This is a genomic window from Sutcliffiella halmapala, from assembly GCF_002019665.1.
In the GTDB taxonomy this organism is placed as follows: domain Bacteria; phylum Bacillota; class Bacilli; order Bacillales; family Bacillaceae_I; genus Sutcliffiella_A; species Sutcliffiella_A halmapala.
The window spans coordinates 3,998,111-4,013,902 of record NZ_KV917375.1 but is presented as its reverse complement, the minus strand read 5'-3'; the positions used below and the strand labels follow the sequence as shown (position 1 = coordinate 4,013,902).

General features: G+C 37.8%; 16 protein-coding genes. 11 read left to right on the top strand and 5 right to left on the bottom strand.

Annotated elements, in window-relative coordinates; translation table 11 throughout:
• Positions 1-2: 2 nt before the first annotated feature.
• From BK580_RS19690 to BK580_RS19670, 5 genes are all read right to left on the bottom strand, one after another.
• Positions 3-752, bottom strand: a complete 750-nt coding sequence (locus BK580_RS19690; RefSeq protein WP_078381983.1) for a sensor histidine kinase — start codon at positions 750-752, stop codon at positions 3-5.
• Positions 753-841: 89 nt separating this feature from the next.
• Positions 842-1,840, bottom strand: coding sequence for an ABC transporter ATP-binding protein (locus BK580_RS19685; RefSeq protein ID WP_078381982.1), 999 nt, complete (start codon positions 1,838-1,840; stop codon positions 842-844).
• The gene (locus BK580_RS19680; protein WP_078381981.1) at positions 1,840-2,859 is read right to left on the bottom strand and encodes an ABC transporter ATP-binding protein; all 1,020 of its coding nucleotides are present in this window, start codon (positions 2,857-2,859) and stop codon (positions 1,840-1,842) included. The genes BK580_RS19685 and BK580_RS19680 overlap by 1 nt, the downstream gene beginning before the upstream one ends.
• Positions 2,860-2,871: 12 nt before the next feature.
• Complete coding sequence (nikB, locus tag BK580_RS19675; RefSeq protein ID WP_078381980.1) at positions 2,872-3,792, bottom strand: nickel ABC transporter permease; 921 nt, start codon at positions 3,790-3,792, stop codon at positions 2,872-2,874.
• 18 nt (positions 3,793-3,810) lie between these two features.
• Entirely contained in the window at positions 3,811-4,707 is an 897-nt protein-coding gene (locus BK580_RS19670; protein ID WP_078381979.1) for an ABC transporter permease, read from the bottom strand.
• 280 nt (positions 4,708-4,987) lie between these two features.
• Here BK580_RS19670 and BK580_RS19665 point away from each other — a divergent pair, with 280 nt between their 5' ends.
• The 11 genes from BK580_RS19665 to BK580_RS19615 all read left to right on the top strand — a co-directional run bounded on the left by BK580_RS19665 (position 4,988) and on the right by BK580_RS19615 (position 15,782).
• Positions 4,988-6,559, top strand: coding sequence for a glutathione ABC transporter substrate-binding protein (locus tag BK580_RS19665; RefSeq protein ID WP_078381978.1), 1,572 nt, complete (start codon positions 4,988-4,990; stop codon positions 6,557-6,559).
• Between the two features lie 51 nt (positions 6,560-6,610).
• Positions 6,611-7,837, top strand: a complete 1,227-nt coding sequence (locus tag BK580_RS19660) for an amidohydrolase family protein (protein WP_078381977.1) — start codon at positions 6,611-6,613, stop codon at positions 7,835-7,837.
• A 60-nt stretch (positions 7,838-7,897) separates the two neighbouring features.
• On the top strand, positions 7,898-9,118 hold the full coding sequence (locus BK580_RS19655; RefSeq protein ID WP_078381976.1) for an amidohydrolase: 1,221 nt from the start codon (positions 7,898-7,900) through the stop codon (positions 9,116-9,118).
• A 206-nt stretch (positions 9,119-9,324) separates the two neighbouring features.
• Positions 9,325-9,807, top strand: coding sequence for a DUF2975 domain-containing protein (locus BK580_RS19650; protein WP_078381975.1), 483 nt, complete (start codon positions 9,325-9,327; stop codon positions 9,805-9,807).
• Positions 9,808-9,817: 10 nt separating this feature from the next.
• Complete coding sequence (locus tag BK580_RS19645; protein ID WP_078381974.1) at positions 9,818-10,039, top strand: helix-turn-helix domain-containing protein; 222 nt, start codon at positions 9,818-9,820, stop codon at positions 10,037-10,039.
• 111 nt (positions 10,040-10,150) lie between these two features.
• Positions 10,151-10,942 carry a DUF817 domain-containing protein gene (locus BK580_RS19640; protein ID WP_078381972.1) on the top strand — a complete coding sequence of 264 codons (792 nt, stop codon included), beginning with the start codon at positions 10,151-10,153 and terminating at the stop codon, positions 10,940-10,942.
• A 59-nt stretch (positions 10,943-11,001) separates the two neighbouring features.
• Complete coding sequence (locus BK580_RS19635) at positions 11,002-11,265, top strand: TetR-like C-terminal domain-containing protein (RefSeq protein ID WP_169865148.1); 264 nt, start codon at positions 11,002-11,004, stop codon at positions 11,263-11,265.
• Between the two features lie 210 nt (positions 11,266-11,475).
• A complete protein-coding gene (locus BK580_RS19630) occupies positions 11,476-12,522 on the top strand; it encodes a LacI family DNA-binding transcriptional regulator (protein ID WP_078381970.1) in 1,047 nt (348 codons plus the stop codon).
• Between the two features lie 17 nt (positions 12,523-12,539).
• Positions 12,540-13,964 carry an extracellular solute-binding protein gene (locus BK580_RS19625; protein ID WP_078381969.1) on the top strand — a complete coding sequence of 475 codons (1,425 nt, stop codon included), beginning with the start codon at positions 12,540-12,542 and terminating at the stop codon, positions 13,962-13,964.
• Positions 13,965-14,032: 68 nt separating this feature from the next.
• Positions 14,033-14,911, top strand: coding sequence for an ABC transporter permease subunit (locus BK580_RS19620; RefSeq protein WP_078381968.1), 879 nt, complete (start codon positions 14,033-14,035; stop codon positions 14,909-14,911).
• A gap of 1 nt (position 14,912) precedes the next feature.
• Positions 14,913-15,782, top strand: a complete 870-nt coding sequence (locus BK580_RS19615) for a carbohydrate ABC transporter permease (protein ID WP_078381967.1) — start codon at positions 14,913-14,915, stop codon at positions 15,780-15,782.
• The last annotated feature ends 10 nt before the right edge of the window (positions 15,783-15,792 follow it).

Sequence of the window (15,792 nt, the reverse complement as noted above, 5' to 3'; positions counted from 1 at the left end):
TCCTAACTGTTGGTATGAAGTTCGTATGGGAAAATAGCAATTACACTTGTTCCGGCTTTATCATTTACAATTTGCACCGTTTTACGATTTGTGGGAAAGAGTAAATCAAGTCTTCTATTAATATTTTCTAACCCAATGCCCACTTCTGTCGTAGACATAGGGATAGAATCCTGCGTGCTATTCCAAACTGTCACATAAACTTCTGTTTCCTTTTTTTCAATGGTTATCCGTAACGTTGCCTCGCCAAGGTACTTTTCAAATGAATGTTTAAAGGCATTTTCCACAAATGTTTGGACTAAATATGGGATGATGATGGCTTCTTTAACTTCTGGGTCCACGTAGATCGTGGATTGGAGTTTGTCGCGAAATCGTACCTTTTGTAAATCTAAATAATGTTGTACATAGTTTAGTTCTTCTTCGATTGTGACAAGCGATTGATTCGTTTGGTATTTAAATTTTAATAGCTTTGATAAAGTTTCGATGGAATGGACTAATTCTTCTTTTCGCTCCAACCTTGCTAAGCTTAAAATAGAATTTAACGTATTAAAAAAGAAATGAGGCTGTATTTCCTGTGTCAATTGATTGTAACGGGCTGTTTGCAGTTCTCGTTCTAATGCTATTTCCCGTTTTTGTTTCTCTAGAAGATCAATTCTTTCTTCGAATATAAATAAAAATAATAAGGTAAACACACCTATTAAAGGTGCTAGAACACTAATCATGATGTAAATGGAGAAACCTTCAATCGAAATCATGAGATACAATTCTCCTTCAATTGTGCTTAAAAGGGGAAGGCTAGTGCCTTACCCTTATTAAATATTGTTTCTATTATAGTATAAAAAAATCATTGTTGGTCAAAATCTTCTGCAAAGTGACAGCTTACAAAATGGTTAGGTTTCATCTCTCTTAAAGCTGGTTCTACTGCTCTACATTTTTCTACAGCGAATGGGCAACGTGTATGGAAACGGCACCCAGTAGGAGGGTTAATTGGAGAAGGGACATCTCCTTTTAATAAGACTCTTTCCCGTTTTATTTTGGGATCTGGTATCGGAATGGAAGAGATTAGCGCCTTCGTGTATGGATGTGAAGGTTGTTCAAATAAGTCTTTTTTATCTGCAATCTCTACGACTTTTCCTAAATACATTACCATCACTCTGTCAGAAATATGTCTTACCACACTTAAATCGTGTGAAATAAAGAGAAAGGTTAGCTGAAACTGTTTTTGTAGCTTTTTTAAGAGATTTAGAATTTGTGCTTGGATGGAAACATCTAGTGCAGAAACGGCTTCATCACAAATGATTAGCTTAGGATTAACAGCAAGTGCCCTTGCGATACCGAGCCTTTGTCTTTGTCCACCACTAAATTCATGCGGATAGCGGTCAAGTGCTTCTGTCGGTAGTCCTACAATCTGTAGCAACTCTTCCATTCTAGCTAGTCGATTTTGTTTTTCAACGACTTTCTGAATCGCCATTGCCTCGTTTAGCATTTGTTTGACCGTTCTTCTAGGATTTAAAGAGGAAAATGGATCCTGAAAAATAATCTGTAGATCCTTCCTAAGTTTTCTCAGCTCTTTCTTATTGAGGTTTAATATATTATGACCAGAATAGTAGATTTCTCCATCAGTCGGTTCATCTAGTCTTAAAATGGCACGACCAGTTGTGGATTTCCCACACCCAGATTCGCCAACGATGCTCAATGTTTCTCCTTCCTTTAGAAAAAAGGAGACATCATCGACTGCCTTTACATAGGATTTTGGTTGAAAGATGGAATCTCGTTTTACAGGGAAGTATTGCTTTAAGTTCTTTACTTCTAACAATGAATGATTCGCTACAGTCGTTTCCATTAATTAAGAACCCCCCTATGCATGGCTTGATCTACCCATTGATCGGTATACTTCCAACAACTTACTTTAGATCCATCGCTACTTTCTACTAGTGTTGGCGGTTGTTCATGACAAAGTGAGCGTTGATATGGACATCTTGAAGCGAAGCGACAGCCTTGTGGCATATTATAAGGACTCGGTACGCTTCCTTCGATGGTTCTTAACTCTTCTTGGTCTTCGTTAATCTTTGGTAGAGATTCTAACAATCCTTGTGTATATGGATGTTTTGGATTTTCATATAATTGTTCAGTCGTGGCGTATTCGACAATATTGCCTGCATACATTACTGCAACCGTATCACATGTTTCCGCGACAACTCCTAAATCATGTGTAATTAGGATAACACTCATCCCAAGCTTCGTTTGAAGGTCTTTAATTAGCTCTAGTATTTGGGCTTGAATCGTTACATCTAAGGCTGTCGTTGGTTCGTCTGCTATTAACACCTCAGGGTTACAGGAAAGGGCCATGGCGATCATTACTCGTTGGCGCATCCCACCGCTTAATTGAAAAGGCTCTTGCTTCGCACGTTTTTCTGGGGAGGGAATTCCGACAAGCCTTAGCATTTCAACTGCCTTTTTCCATGCATCCTTCTTTTTTACTTTTTGGTGAAGGGAAATAGCTTCAGCGATTTGATTTCCAACTGGGATTACAGGATTTAGAGAGGTCATTGGCTCTTGAAAAATCATTGAGATTTCATTTCCGCGAATCTTTCTCATTTCATCTTCAGGTAAGGCTAATATGTCTTTTCCTTTAAATATAATTTCTCCATCCGTAATCTTTCCTGGAGGAGAAGGAATTAAGCGGAGAATGGAAAGGGAAGTCATACTTTTACCACATCCGGATTCTCCAACAATGCCAAGCGTTTCTCCTTTATTTACGGTGAAATCAATGCCGTCTACTGCTTTGCTTACCCCACGTTTTGTAAAAAAGTGTGTCTTTAATCCTTTCACTTGTAAAATTGCTTCTTTATTTGCTACCATCATTTGTCCTCCTTAGTTAAGTTCAATTCGCTTATTAAAGAAACGGTAGAGGATATCTACGAATAAATTCACGATAACAAACACCATCGATGCAACTAACACTCCACCTTGAACCATCGGTAAATCTCTCATTCTAATTGCATCCACAATCATTCTTCCGAGTCCGTTAATGGCAAAGATGGATTCTACAAGTACGGTTCCTCCAAGTAGTGCACCAAATTGTAAACCGATGACTGTGATAACAGGAATTAATGCATTTCGTAGTGCGTGGCGATAGATAATGACTCTTTCGCGAACTCCTTTGGCACGAGCAGTTCGAATATAGTCTTGTCTAACAACTTCGAGCATACTAGACCTTGTCATTCGTGCGACAATGGCTGCACCAGCTGCTCCTAATGTTAAAGCAGGAAGAATGGTATGAACCAAACTATCCCAGCCAGCAACAGGGAAGATCTGTAGCTTCACAGAAAAGAAAAACATTAGTAGAAGACCTAACCAGAAACTAGGCATGGAAATACCGATTAATGCTACAAGCATAACGAGTGTATCTGTAAGGGAATAAGGTTTAATCGCAGAAACAATACCAGCTATCATTCCTAGAAAAATCGTGATAATGATGCTGAAAATAGCGAGTTCAATCGTAATAGGTAACCGAACAAGGATTTCGTCTAAGACTGGTTGGCTATTTTTTAAAGAAACACCAAAATCGCCTCGTAAAAGGTTAGATAGATAGTCAAAATATTGAGCGTATAATGGTTTGTTAAGTCCTAGCTGCTCTCTAACGGCTGCGATTGTTTCCTTTGATGCACCTTCGCCAGCAAGTAATACTGCAGGATCACCAGGAACTAGTTGCATGATGAAGAAAACAACGAACGTAACGCCAATGACTACTGGAATGGTTTGAGCAATACGTCTTAAAATAAACATCGTCATTTCTTTTCCCTCCTCTATTTACGATTTCATACGTGGATCAAGCGCATCACGTAGTCCATCTCCAAAAATATTAAATCCTAAAACTAGAATGGCGATTGCTAGTCCAGGGAATATCGCAATATAAGGTGCCGAGAATAAGAAATCTCTCCCACTACTTAACATCGTTCCCCATTCTGGTGAAGGTGGCTGTGCGCCTAAACCGAGAAAAGATAACCCAGCTGCAGATAGAATAGCAGTTGCAAGACGTAATGTACCTTGAACTATTATTGGTGAAAGGATATTAGGAAGAATGTGAACAAAGATAATCGTCGCATCATTTGCACCAAGAGAGCGAACAGCATCAATATATTCAAGTCGTTTCACTTCTAAAGTGGAACCTCGAACAATTCGTGCAAATAATGGAACCGAAAATGCCCCAACGGCAATGGTAACGTTAATCATGCTTGGACCGAGAGCGCTAATAATAGCTAGTGCTAATAAAATTCCTGGGAAAGCTAGTAGTATATCCATCATTCTCATAATGATAGAATCGGTCCATTTGCCATAGTAGCCTGCAATTAGACCAAAAGTAATTCCAAAGAATGCTCCGAATAAAACCGAGGCAAACCCTACACCCATCGAAATTCGTGATCCATAAATGATTCGACTTAAAATATCCCTCCCTTTATCATCTGTCCCCATCCAATGATCGAATGATGGTGGTAGTAATTTGTTTTCTAAATTGATTTCATATGGATCGTATGGAGCAAGAAGTGGTGCAAATAAAGCGATTAAAATATAAACAATAATGATGATTGCTCCGGCTGCAGCCGCTTTATTTATTAGTAAGTTAGATACAAAGTCTTTAAATTTAGAGTGATTAACGGGAGCAAGTACTTGTCCACCAATAGCTATCGTTTCATTTTTTACTTCCATCGAATTGACCTCCTTATAATCGATAAGTGATTCTTTCCTTACAGTTTATGGATTATTAGCACCCTCCTTTTAAGTAACTGATTTATTAAAAATTATCAAAAATATCTTGAAAGTAAATATGTTTTAAATCTTTAGTCTAAATAGTGTAAATTTTCGTAAAAATACTGCAAATAAATATCGCTATTTTTTTCTATAATACAGATATCCATTCGTAAGGAGGTTTTGAAGGGGCGTTTCATTTCGAATCAATAAATTAATAAATAAGGAGAGTTGAAGGAGAATGAAAAAGCATCGTAACAAACAAGTATTGTTGTCTCTTATTTTAGGAATCGTTTTACTTTTTACCCAAGCTTGTTCTACTCAATCTACAAATTCTAGCCAGTCAAATGGAGACAGTGATTCAGTAAAAACTGGTGGGTCATTAATCGTAGCCAGACTATCGGATGCAACAAAGCTTGATCCACATTTTATTACAGATATTCCTTCAGCAAATATTGTGTATCAAAAGGTGTATGAGGGTTTAGTTAAGCCGGATAAGGATTTTAAAATAGAGCCACTTTTAGCGAAGGAGTGGAATGTCGTTAATGACACAACGTGGGAATTTACCTTAAACGAAGGAATCGAATTTCATGATGGCGCTGTTTTTAACGCAGAAGCAGTGAAAGCAACGTTTGATCGATTGCTAGATCCAGAGACGGGATCACCACAACGAGAAAAATTTTCTATGATTAATGAAGTAAAGATAGTAGATGAATATACAGTACAGTTCGTATTAGATTACCCATATGCACCTTTATTATCGATTTTAGCGAGTAGTGAGGGGAGTATTTTAAGTCCGAAAGCTTTAATAGAGGATCCTAATAAATTATTGGAACATCCGATTGGAACGGGACCATTTGTATTTGAAACGTGGAAATCGGGACAAGAAATTACATTATCAAAAAACGATGGATACTGGGGCAAAAAGGCAAATATTGACCAAGTAGTATTTAAGGTAGTTCCTGAAGACGCTACTCGTCTAGCTTTAATTGAAACGGGAGAAGCACATATTAATGACCAAGTACCAGTAACCGAGCTAGATAGAATTGAAGCTTCCGATAATATGGGGCTTTATCGAACTGAAGGCTTAGCTGTAGAGTACGTTGGGTTTAATACGCAAAAGAAACCACTCGATGATGTAAGAGTCCGCAAGGCGATCAGTCATGCTGTGGAAAGAGAAGCGATTATCGAAGGAGTCTACAATAATGTCGGTACACTTGCAAATGCCGCAATGAGTCCGAAAGTGTTTGGTCATAGTGAAGAGGTTAAACCGTTAGATTACGATCTTAATGAAGCAAAGAAATTATTAAAAGAGGCAGGCTATGAGGGTGGTCTAAATCTTAAGCTACTCACTAGTGATCGGAAAGAGCGGATTAATATGGCAGAGGTGATTCAATCTCAGTTAAAAGGGATTGGAATAGACGTTGAAATTCAAGTAATGGAGTATGGTACTTATATTGAAATGATCAATAATTCAGAGCACGATATGTTCATTGGTGGTTGGGGGAACGCAACTGGTGATGGGGATTACAACCAGTATAATTTATTCCATACGGCATCTCAAGGTCCTGCTGGGAACCATTTCTATTATAGTAACCCTAAGGTGGATGAAATGATTGAGGCGGCACGACAAGAAACGGATGAAGCCACTCGTCTTCAATTATATGAAGAAGTGATGCAAATAGAGTTAGATGATGCCGTATATATTCCAATTCGTAACTATGAGCATATGGCGGTTCACAGTAATAACGTAAGTGGATTTTGGATCAATGCATCTAATTATTTAATGATAGAAGATGTAGTAATTAAGTAATCTCTTTTGCAAAGTGAGTTGTTTATTTAACACATAAGGGAGGAAGATTAAATGACTAGTTATTGGTTAACGAATGTTCGATTAGAGAAGGGGTTTAAGTACGAGAACGAACGTGTAATTGGTACGGAAACAGAAATCGCACACATAAAAATTGAACAAGGAAAAGTGGCGGACATTAGCCACACGTTTCCAAGTGATGGTGAAGCACAGTACGATGCAAGTGGAAAATTACTACTGCCTACTTTAAGAGATATGCATATTCATATTGATAAAACGTATTATGGTGGTCAATGGAAGGCGTGTATGCCTCCTACGAAAGGAATTTTTACGAGAATAGAAGAAGAACAGGAATTACTTCCTAAACTGTTACCAACAGCGCAAGAACGTGCAGAAAAGATTATCGAGTTACTGTTGAAAAATGGCCACACACATATTAGAACGCATTGTAATGTGGACCCTGTTATCGGTCTGAAAAATCTCGAGGCTACCGTAAATGCCTTGAAGAAATATGAAGATGTCCTGACGTATGAGATTGTAGCCTTTCCTCAACATGGATTACTTCGAAGTGATTCTGTCCAGCTTGTTCGGGATGCGATGAAGAATGGTGCTACATTAGTTGGTGGTGTTGATCCAGCCACCGTTGATCGAGACATCGAGAAGTCTCTTTATACCATTTTTGATATAGCAACTGAAAGTAATAAAGGGGTAGACATTCATTTACACGATCCGAACACGTTAGGCGCCTTTACTTTCAAAAGAATGGCTCATTACACAGAAGAAGCAAAGTTAAAAGGGAAAGCTACCATTAGTCACGGAATTGCACTAGGGGATCTACAAGGCCAAGAACTACATGAAATGATAGCCATTTTAAAGGAACAAGAAATGGATATTACCACAACCATTCCAATAAACCGACCTACTATTCCTGTTCCGACATTGGATCAATCAGGCTTAATGCTTTCGCTAGGTCACGATACGATTACCGATCATTGGTCTCCATTTGGTACAGGAAATACAATTCAAAAGCTAGGTGTGCTTGCGGAGAGATTTCGCATGATTGACGAATTCTCCTTATCAAGAGCATTAAAATATGGAACTGGTGGAGTGACACCTTTAAATGAAAAAGGGGAGCAAGTTTGGCCGAAAGTAGGAGACGATGCCACGATGATGTTAGTAAATGCTACTTGTTCTGCAGAAGCGGTAGCGAGAAGGGGAACGGTAGAATCCTTATTCTTTAAAGGTAAAAAAGTTGAATCGAAAGAGTACGTTCATAAATAAGATTGCTGTATTTCTATCTAAATAATAGCCTTGATAATAGTTTGTAAGGAGGATGCAACCATGACGTCAGCTTACTGGTTGAAAAATGTTAAGTTAGATACTGGATTTACGCAAGATGAAAGTGGTAGATATGAAACAAAAACGGAACTTTTTCATCTTAAAATTTCTAATGGGAAAATAGTAGAGAAAAAGCTTTCTAGTTATACCATTCCAGCAGCAGAAAAAGTGGTAGATGGGAAGGGAATGCTAGCTATTCCAACGATGAAAGAGATGCACAATCATTTAGATAAAACATATCTTTCCTTAGATTGGAAAGCTTGTAAACCTGTCAAAAATTTAAAAGAGCGTCTCCGTTATGAAGCGATGGAATTAAAAGAGTTAGCTCCGACGACAAAACAACGTGCTAGTAAAATGATCGATTTATTACTTTCAAATGGCTCCACTCATATAAGAACGCATGTTAATATTGACCCGTACATTGGCTTAAAAAATTTAGAAGGGGTCAAAGCAGCTCTAGAAGATTATGCAGACAAGTTGACTTATGAAATAGTAGCCTTTCCGCAGCATGGATTATTAAAAGGGGACGTCCTTCCTTTAATGAGGGAGGCGATGAGATCAGGAGCAGATCTCGTTGGAGGATTAGATCCAGCAGGAATAGATGAAAATATAGAAAAGTCACTAGATGAAGTGATGAACTTAGCGACGGAATATAATGCAGATGTAGATATCCATTTACATGACGGTGGTCACCTAGGTTACTATACTGTTGATAAATTGGCCGAAATGGTAGAAGAGGCAAAATGGAATAATCGGGTCTCTGTAAGTCATGCGTTCAGTTTAGGAGATGTCCCTGTTGGCCAACAAGAAGAAATCGCGCAAAAATTAAGTGCTTTAGGTATGTCTATCATGTCAACTATTCCAATATCTCGAACCCTTCCACCGATTGAAATATTAGATCACCATGGAGTAAATGTATTTCTAGGTTGCGACGGCTTTTATGATTCGTGGGGACCATATGGAACAGGCGATGTATTAGAAAAAGTAACAAGATATTGTGAAGTGTATCGGAAAAGTGACGAACGTACGTTAGCGAACGTTCTAAAATATGGAACAGGCGGACCTACTCCATTAAATAAAGCAGGAGAGGTAACATGGCCACTTGTAGGTGACGATGCAGACTTACTATTAGTAAACGCCGCTTGCTCCGCAGAAGCTGTTGCAAGAACACCAAAGCGTGAAGCAGTTATTTATAAAGGGAAAGTAGTAGTAGGGCAAGTTTAAGGTTAGTTGAGGGTTGAACAAGTTAGAAATTGAAAAGGTTACATTTATAGAGCATTTCTCTGTAATGAGGAATGCTTTTAACTTTGTCCAAAATTAATAAGTTATTTAATAACAATAATAAAAGGATAAAACGCAATAATAATTTATTGTAAAACGATAAATATATGTTATAATCAATTTGAAAATAAATATGTGAGGTGCTTTTTATGAAACAAGGAACAACTCTCTTTTTAAAGACGGCTGTTATTCTTATCGGAATTCCAGTTCTTGCTATGTGCATATTTTTGGTGCCTGAGATTGGGAATTTTGCAGTAGATTTATATCCAGATAAAGCTTATCTAAAATATCTTGTTTTTATTCTTTTGTATGGTTCGGCGATACCTTTTTACTTTGCTCTGTATCAAGCTGTTAAACTTTTAAGCTATATCGACAAGAACAAAGCGTTCTCGGAATTATCTGTTAAGGCTTTAAAGAATATCAAAAAATGTGCCGTTATAATCAGTATCTTCTATGTAGTAGGCATGCCACTCTTTTATCTCATAGCGGAGAGAGACGACGCCCCAGGTGTCATCATCATCGGATTGGTCATTATTTTTGCTTCATTAGTTATCGCAGTCTTTGCTGCTGTTCTCGAAAGACTCCTGCAAGAAGCTATCGATATAAAATCTGAAAATGAATTAACGGTCTGAGGTGAAAACAATGGCAATTATAATCAATATTGATGTGATGCTAGCAAAAAGGAAAATGAGTGTCACAGAACTATCGGAACGAGTCGGAATCACGATGGCGAATCTTTCTATATTGAAAAATGGAAAGGCAAAAGCGGTTCGCTTGTCCACTTTAGAGGCGATTTGTAAGGCTTTAGACTGTCAGCCTGGCGATGTTTTAGAATACAGACCTGACGATGACATGGATGGATAAAATGTAGAGTTAGTTAATGGAGGTAAACCTTTGTGTTTCGCTCTAAACTATTAGCGCTAACTTATTACTAGGACGTAGTTATATTTCGAAAAACTTTTGGAGGCATAAAGCATGAGAGCATTAGAACAACTCATACGTTTTGGCTGGGAGCAGGCCATATCTTGTTTGTTTCCTGTTGTTATTTTTGCTTCTTTAGCATTAACCAAAATCTTACCACTTCCTTTTTTACCACGGTATGATTGGCTACTCATCATCTGCCTTCTAATGCAGTGGTGGATGGTGCGATCTGGACTTGAAACACGGGATGAACTTAAGGTTATTACATTGTTCCACATTATTGGGCTTGCGCTTGAACTGTTCAAAGTGCATATGGGGTCCTGGTCATATCCGGAGGAAGGATATTCGAAAATTTTCGGAGTCCCTTTGTATAGTGGCTTCATGTACGCAAGTGTTGCGAGCTATCTTTGCCAAGCGTGGAGAAGGCTAGATGTTGAACTTGTGAAGTGGCCTCCATTTCTAGTAGTTGTACCACTTGCAGCTGCGATATATTTGAACTTTTTCACCCACCATTATTGGATTGACATTCGTTGGTGGTTATCGGGACTTGTCATTATCGTCTTTTGGAAATCATGGGTCACCTACGAGGTTGGTGGATCTCGTTACCGGATGCCACTCGCATTTTCTTTTGTGCTCATCGGATTTTTTATCTGGATAGCCGAAAATATCGCCACCTTCTTTGGCGCTTGGGAATATCCTAACCAAACCAATGCGTGGAGTCTCGTTCATCTAGGAAAGGTAAGTTCATGGCTCTTATTAGTGATTGTTAGCTTTCTTATTGTAGCGACGTTAAAGCTGGTTAAGGGGAAAAGTTCTACTAGGGTTGATACTGGTCAAGTTTTATAAAACAGGATTTAGAGACAAATAGCATTACTGATGGTTATCAGTGCTGCTATTTGTTTTTTTTGGATAATTGTTCCTCAGAGAATCAAGATTCTGAAGTTGTAGAAACCGGCGAGAAAATTGTTACAATCGTACTTGAAGCGCTGATGGACTATAGCCTTCCAGAGCAGGACTCCATACACGCAGTAAGAACACTAAGAAGTATTCTTCACGGCTTTGCATCATTAGAACAAAATAATGAATTTAAACTACCTATCGATTTAGATGAAAGTCTTATTTATGCTATAAATATATTTTTACTCGGAATCAAAAAAAATCAGAAATAAGCGGTTGAGCAGGTCGGGGATTCTATTCACCGAATCGGAAAAGCAACGTTTGAATAGTTGCTTTTTTTTGTGCTAATAGAGGTATCAGCTCATAAAACCGATTTAATTAATTTTAGATTTTTAAACATTAATTTAATGGTTTGTTTACATAAAAGGTGTGTCCACTTAACAAAACCGGTTTAATATCTAACGTGTAAGGAGGCAATTTGGATGACGACTATTAGTGATGTTGCAAAAGTAGCTGGGGTTTCAAAAAGTACGGTTTCAAGTGTATTCAGTAAAAAAAGACCAATAAGTAAGGAGGTTTCTGAAAGAGTATTGCAGGCAGCAAAGGAACTTGGGTACAAACCTAATTATTGGGCCAGGACATTGGCTACGAAGGAAACAAGAATTTTGGGGTTAAACATGAAGGCAGAGAACGTGAAGTTTAGTCATTTTCATTTATCTTTAATAAATGGAGTTCTTCATGAGTGCAATTCTACAGGGTATCAATTATTAATAAATACCTTGTCGCAACAGTTTCAAGAAGAATTACAGAATCAAGTTTCCAGCCCAGTTGACGGGGAAATTCTGATGGATCCTATGGAAAGGGATAACAGGTTGAAACCTGAAATTATTAAAGAGAAGCCGATAGTTGTTATCGGGAAACCACCAAAACGGTATGAAAATGCTGTTTCTTACGTGGATAATGACAATATTGGAATAGCGTATGAGGTGACAAAGCATTTACTTGAAAAAGGTCATGAAGACATATTATTCCTTAATGCACCTGAAAATCGAACGGTTGCGAAAGACAGAGAAATGGGCTATCGAAATGCTTGTGAGGATTATGGAATAAAATCTTTCAAACATATCGTTGAGTTTAAGAATGAACTAACATCTATCGAGTTCGCTTATTCTACTACCTTGAAATTGCTTAAAGAGAATTCGTCTGTAACAGCAGTTATAACAGATACAGACAAAATGGCATTTGGGGTCTTTAAGGCAGCCGCTGAATTACGGGTTGAAATTCCAAACGATCTATCGGTTATCTCTTTCAGTGATAATGGAGGTCTAACGCACGAGTTTTCTCCACCATTATCTAGTGCAAATCTGAATTCAGAGCTGTTAGGTCGGGAAGCTACTCGGTTATTGACAGAATTAATAGTAGCAAAAAGCAATTTAGTTAAACGTGTAGTAATTCCTGCAACTATCATAGAACGAGGATCTACATCTCGGTGCAAGGTGTTTTTTGAGCAGAATAAACAAAATTTTTAAATAATGGAGGGTATATCATGACTTATAAAAAGTTGCTACCATATAAAAGTTTTATTCTTGTACTTATACTTACTATTTTTGTTTCTGGTTGTTCATCATCCAACGGAACGAGTGACACAGTAGCTGCAGATGAAAAAAACAGTGATCAAACACTTAGGATATTAACAAATGTAGTTGGTGGTAAAAATCCGGAAGAGCATGCAATGTTCGAAAAAGAAATTGAGCGTTTGACTGGTATTAAAGTGAAGATGGACAAGCCACCGGCAGATTATGACCAAAAACTTTTGGCAACTATTTCTTCAGGTGAGAAATACGATTTAGTTTATTTAACGAAGCCGATGCTAGATATTTTGGTAGATCAGGGAGTATTGACTGATTTAACAGAAGAAGTTATAGGTTCTAAGATATTATCAGATCCAACAGTTGTTCCTACTGAAGAATGGGAACTTGTAAAAACAGAGGATGAAAAAATTTACGGGATATTTAATAAGTTTGAGGGAGGAACGCTTCCAACGGTCCGCAAAGATTGGATGGAAAAATTAAATTTAGAAGAACCAAAGACTTTAGAGGACTTTTATCAAGTATTAAAAGCATTTAAAGAAGAAGACCCGGATGGAAACGGGAAAGATGATACGTATGGATTATCTACCGCAGGTTTGTATGATATCCAAGGATTTATGAGTGCTGCTGGAGTGAAATATCGATATGTGGTAGATGAAAGTGGCAACAGAACGATTCCATATGCTACTGAAGACGCTGTACCTGTGTATGAGTGGTTTGCAAAGCTTTATAAAGAAGGAATATTAGATCCTAACTTTGCGACAAATGATACAGGAAAAATGCGGGAGTTATTTTTAACAGATCGTGTGGGGATGGTGACGTATTGGGACGCATGGGTAGGATTGTTTAACAATATTGCGCAAACAGAGAATCCTGAAACTGAATTTGAAGCAAAGGGAATACCAGGTGCAGTTGGTGAAGATGGAAAAATTATGCTTCGTCGCGGAGATCCAAGTCTTTGGGCAATCCCTGTAAATGCGGAAAATCCAGGTTTGGCAATGGATTTTTTAGAATTCTGGCATTCCGAGGAAGGTAATATCTTAGGGACATTAGGTATCAAAGATCATGACTTTACGGTTAGTGAAGCAGGAGAATATCAATTAACGGATATAGGTAAAGAGCATGGTATGGACCATGGTGCCCCTTTTCCCAACAATACAAACTTCCAAAATCCAATGGGAGAGATGAAGGGTGTAAAAGAAGCTCAACAAATCATCTTAGATAATCATGCAACGGTTGAGGTTTCTACTGCTGATTGGCCTAACGCTGAAAAAATTGTAACAAAGTATGCTTTCCAAGCTATGATGGGTGAAATTCCGGCTAAAGATGCAGTAGAAATGATGCATAAGGAGTTACTCAATGCTAGTTTAATTGACAAATAAATAGTAGGAGAGGGGAATCCTCTCCTTTCTGTATTTATCTAACAAAATACTTAGCAGAAGGTGTAAATATGAACACATTAAAAAGGAATAGTTCCCTTTATTTCATGTTAATACCCATTTTTATTTATTTTATCTTATTTGCTTATTATCCCTTGGTAAGGGGGCTAATCATCAGTTTTCAAGAATTCCGGTTAATAGGGGATAGGCCGTTCGTTGGTTTTGAAAACTACTTATTTGTTTTGAAAGACCCTGAATTTTTAAAGGTAACCATTAATACGTTTGCCATTAGTGGTGGGATATTAATAATCGGCTTTATTTTTCCTATTATCATTGCTATTTCATTAAATGAGGCAATAAGTTCGATTTTCCAACGTTTCACACAGACAGTTATTTATTTACCGCATCTATTCTCGTGGGTAGTGGTAGGTGGAATCTGGATCTTCTTGCTTTCTCCTGATGGTGGTCTCGTTAATGAACTGTTGAAGTGGTTTGGCAAAGAGAATCCTGTTCACTTTCTAGTAAAAAGCGATTATGCCAAGCCAATCATGATTCTTACGGCAATATGGAAGGACATGGGTTACACCTGTATCCTCTATATGGCGGCTATTGTAGGCATTAACCCGAGCTTATATGAAGCAGCTAGTATCGATGGAGCAAACAGATTCCAGAAAATAAAACATGTCACACTACCTCAATTAATACCGACTATGAAAATTGTTTTGTTATTGAATGTCATGGGTGTTTTGAGAATTTTTGATCAAATTTTCATATTGAGCAACCCCGCTATCGCAAGTGAAGTGAATGTATTTATGACCTATACGTATGAAAAGGGAATTTTACAGTTTCAGATGGGGATAGCATCCGCCGCAGCATTTTTAGTACTAATCATGACCTTGATTTTAACGATTGTTACAAGAAAAGTAATCAGGTATGACGAGGAGATGTAATATGAAGAATTTTTTTCTATCTAAGAAGGAATATAGACAACCATTTCATCTTTTTAATACGCTCTTTCTTTTTTCACTTGTACTAGTAATGATTATTCCTCTGATTAACACTTGGGCGGTTTCATTCTCTTCCAATGTTGCATCGATGCAGCCAGGCATTAAATTGTGGCCGTCTCAATTTAGTCTAGAAGGGTATCAGACCATTTGGAGCAGGCTTGAGCTATGGCGGCCAGTTATGAATAATATCATTGTTACTATCTTTGGAACAGTTGGACATGTCATATTGGCCTCGATGGCTGGTTATGTTCTGATTCAAAAAGAACTTCCGGGAAAGAAGATGATTATTAGTTTTATCATGATCACGATGATGATTCCTGCAGAAGCTATCATGATTCCTCTTTATATTGTAAATAAGGATTTAGGTTTATTGAATACGCTCACTTCCTTAGTGATATCAGGATTGGTGTCTGGCTTCAGTATTCTATTAATGCGTAATTATTTCTTTTCCGTGCCCTATAGTCTTGCAGAATCAGCGAAAATGGATGGAGCATCGGATTTTACCATCTTCCGTAAAATATACATGCCAATGGCACTGCCGGGATTGGCGACGATAACCCTGTTTGAGTTTGTAAGTCGTTGGAATCACTTTACGTCCGCTTTGTTGTATATCAATGATCCAGAAAAATATACGCTTCAGTTAGCATTACGTTCTTTAATTATTACTTCTGATGCTACGTCAAGTGCAGATTTCTTTACGAACAATGTTCGAATGGCAGGGATTATGATTGCGCTTATCCCGCTACTATTCATTTATCCATTTGTACAAAAGTTCTTTGTAAAAGGAATTATGCTCGGTTCAACTAAGGAATAACGGAGGGATA

Excerpts from the sequence above, each read along its gene's own strand:
- BK580_RS19690 (WP_078381983.1), bottom strand. The coding sequence starts at position 752 with ATGATTTCGATTGAAGGTTTCTCCATTTACATCATGATTAGTGTTCTA.
- BK580_RS19685 (WP_078381982.1), bottom strand. The coding sequence starts at position 1,840 with ATGGAAACGACTGTAGCGAATCATTCATTGTTAGAAGTAAAGAACTTA.
- BK580_RS19680 (WP_078381981.1), bottom strand. The coding sequence starts at position 2,859 with ATGGTAGCAAATAAAGAAGCAATTTTACAAGTGAAAGGATTAAAGACA.
- nikB (WP_078381980.1), bottom strand. The coding sequence starts at position 3,792 with ATGACGATGTTTATTTTAAGACGTATTGCTCAAACCATTCCAGTAGTC.
- BK580_RS19670 (WP_078381979.1), bottom strand. The coding sequence starts at position 4,707 with ATGGAAGTAAAAAATGAAACGATAGCTATTGGTGGACAAGTACTTGCT.
- BK580_RS19665 (WP_078381978.1), top strand. The coding sequence starts at position 4,988 with ATGAAAAAGCATCGTAACAAACAAGTATTGTTGTCTCTTATTTTAGGA.
- BK580_RS19660 (WP_078381977.1), top strand. The coding sequence starts at position 6,611 with ATGACTAGTTATTGGTTAACGAATGTTCGATTAGAGAAGGGGTTTAAG.
- BK580_RS19655 (WP_078381976.1), top strand. The coding sequence starts at position 7,898 with ATGACGTCAGCTTACTGGTTGAAAAATGTTAAGTTAGATACTGGATTT.
- BK580_RS19650 (WP_078381975.1), top strand. The coding sequence starts at position 9,325 with ATGAAACAAGGAACAACTCTCTTTTTAAAGACGGCTGTTATTCTTATC.
- BK580_RS19645 (WP_078381974.1), top strand. The coding sequence starts at position 9,818 with ATGGCAATTATAATCAATATTGATGTGATGCTAGCAAAAAGGAAAATG.
- BK580_RS19640 (WP_078381972.1), top strand. The coding sequence starts at position 10,151 with ATGAGAGCATTAGAACAACTCATACGTTTTGGCTGGGAGCAGGCCATA.
- BK580_RS19630 (WP_078381970.1), top strand. The coding sequence starts at position 11,476 with ATGACGACTATTAGTGATGTTGCAAAAGTAGCTGGGGTTTCAAAAAGT.
- BK580_RS19625 (WP_078381969.1), top strand. The coding sequence starts at position 12,540 with ATGACTTATAAAAAGTTGCTACCATATAAAAGTTTTATTCTTGTACTT.
- BK580_RS19620 (WP_078381968.1), top strand. The coding sequence starts at position 14,033 with ATGAACACATTAAAAAGGAATAGTTCCCTTTATTTCATGTTAATACCC.
- BK580_RS19615 (WP_078381967.1), top strand. The coding sequence starts at position 14,913 with ATGAAGAATTTTTTTCTATCTAAGAAGGAATATAGACAACCATTTCAT.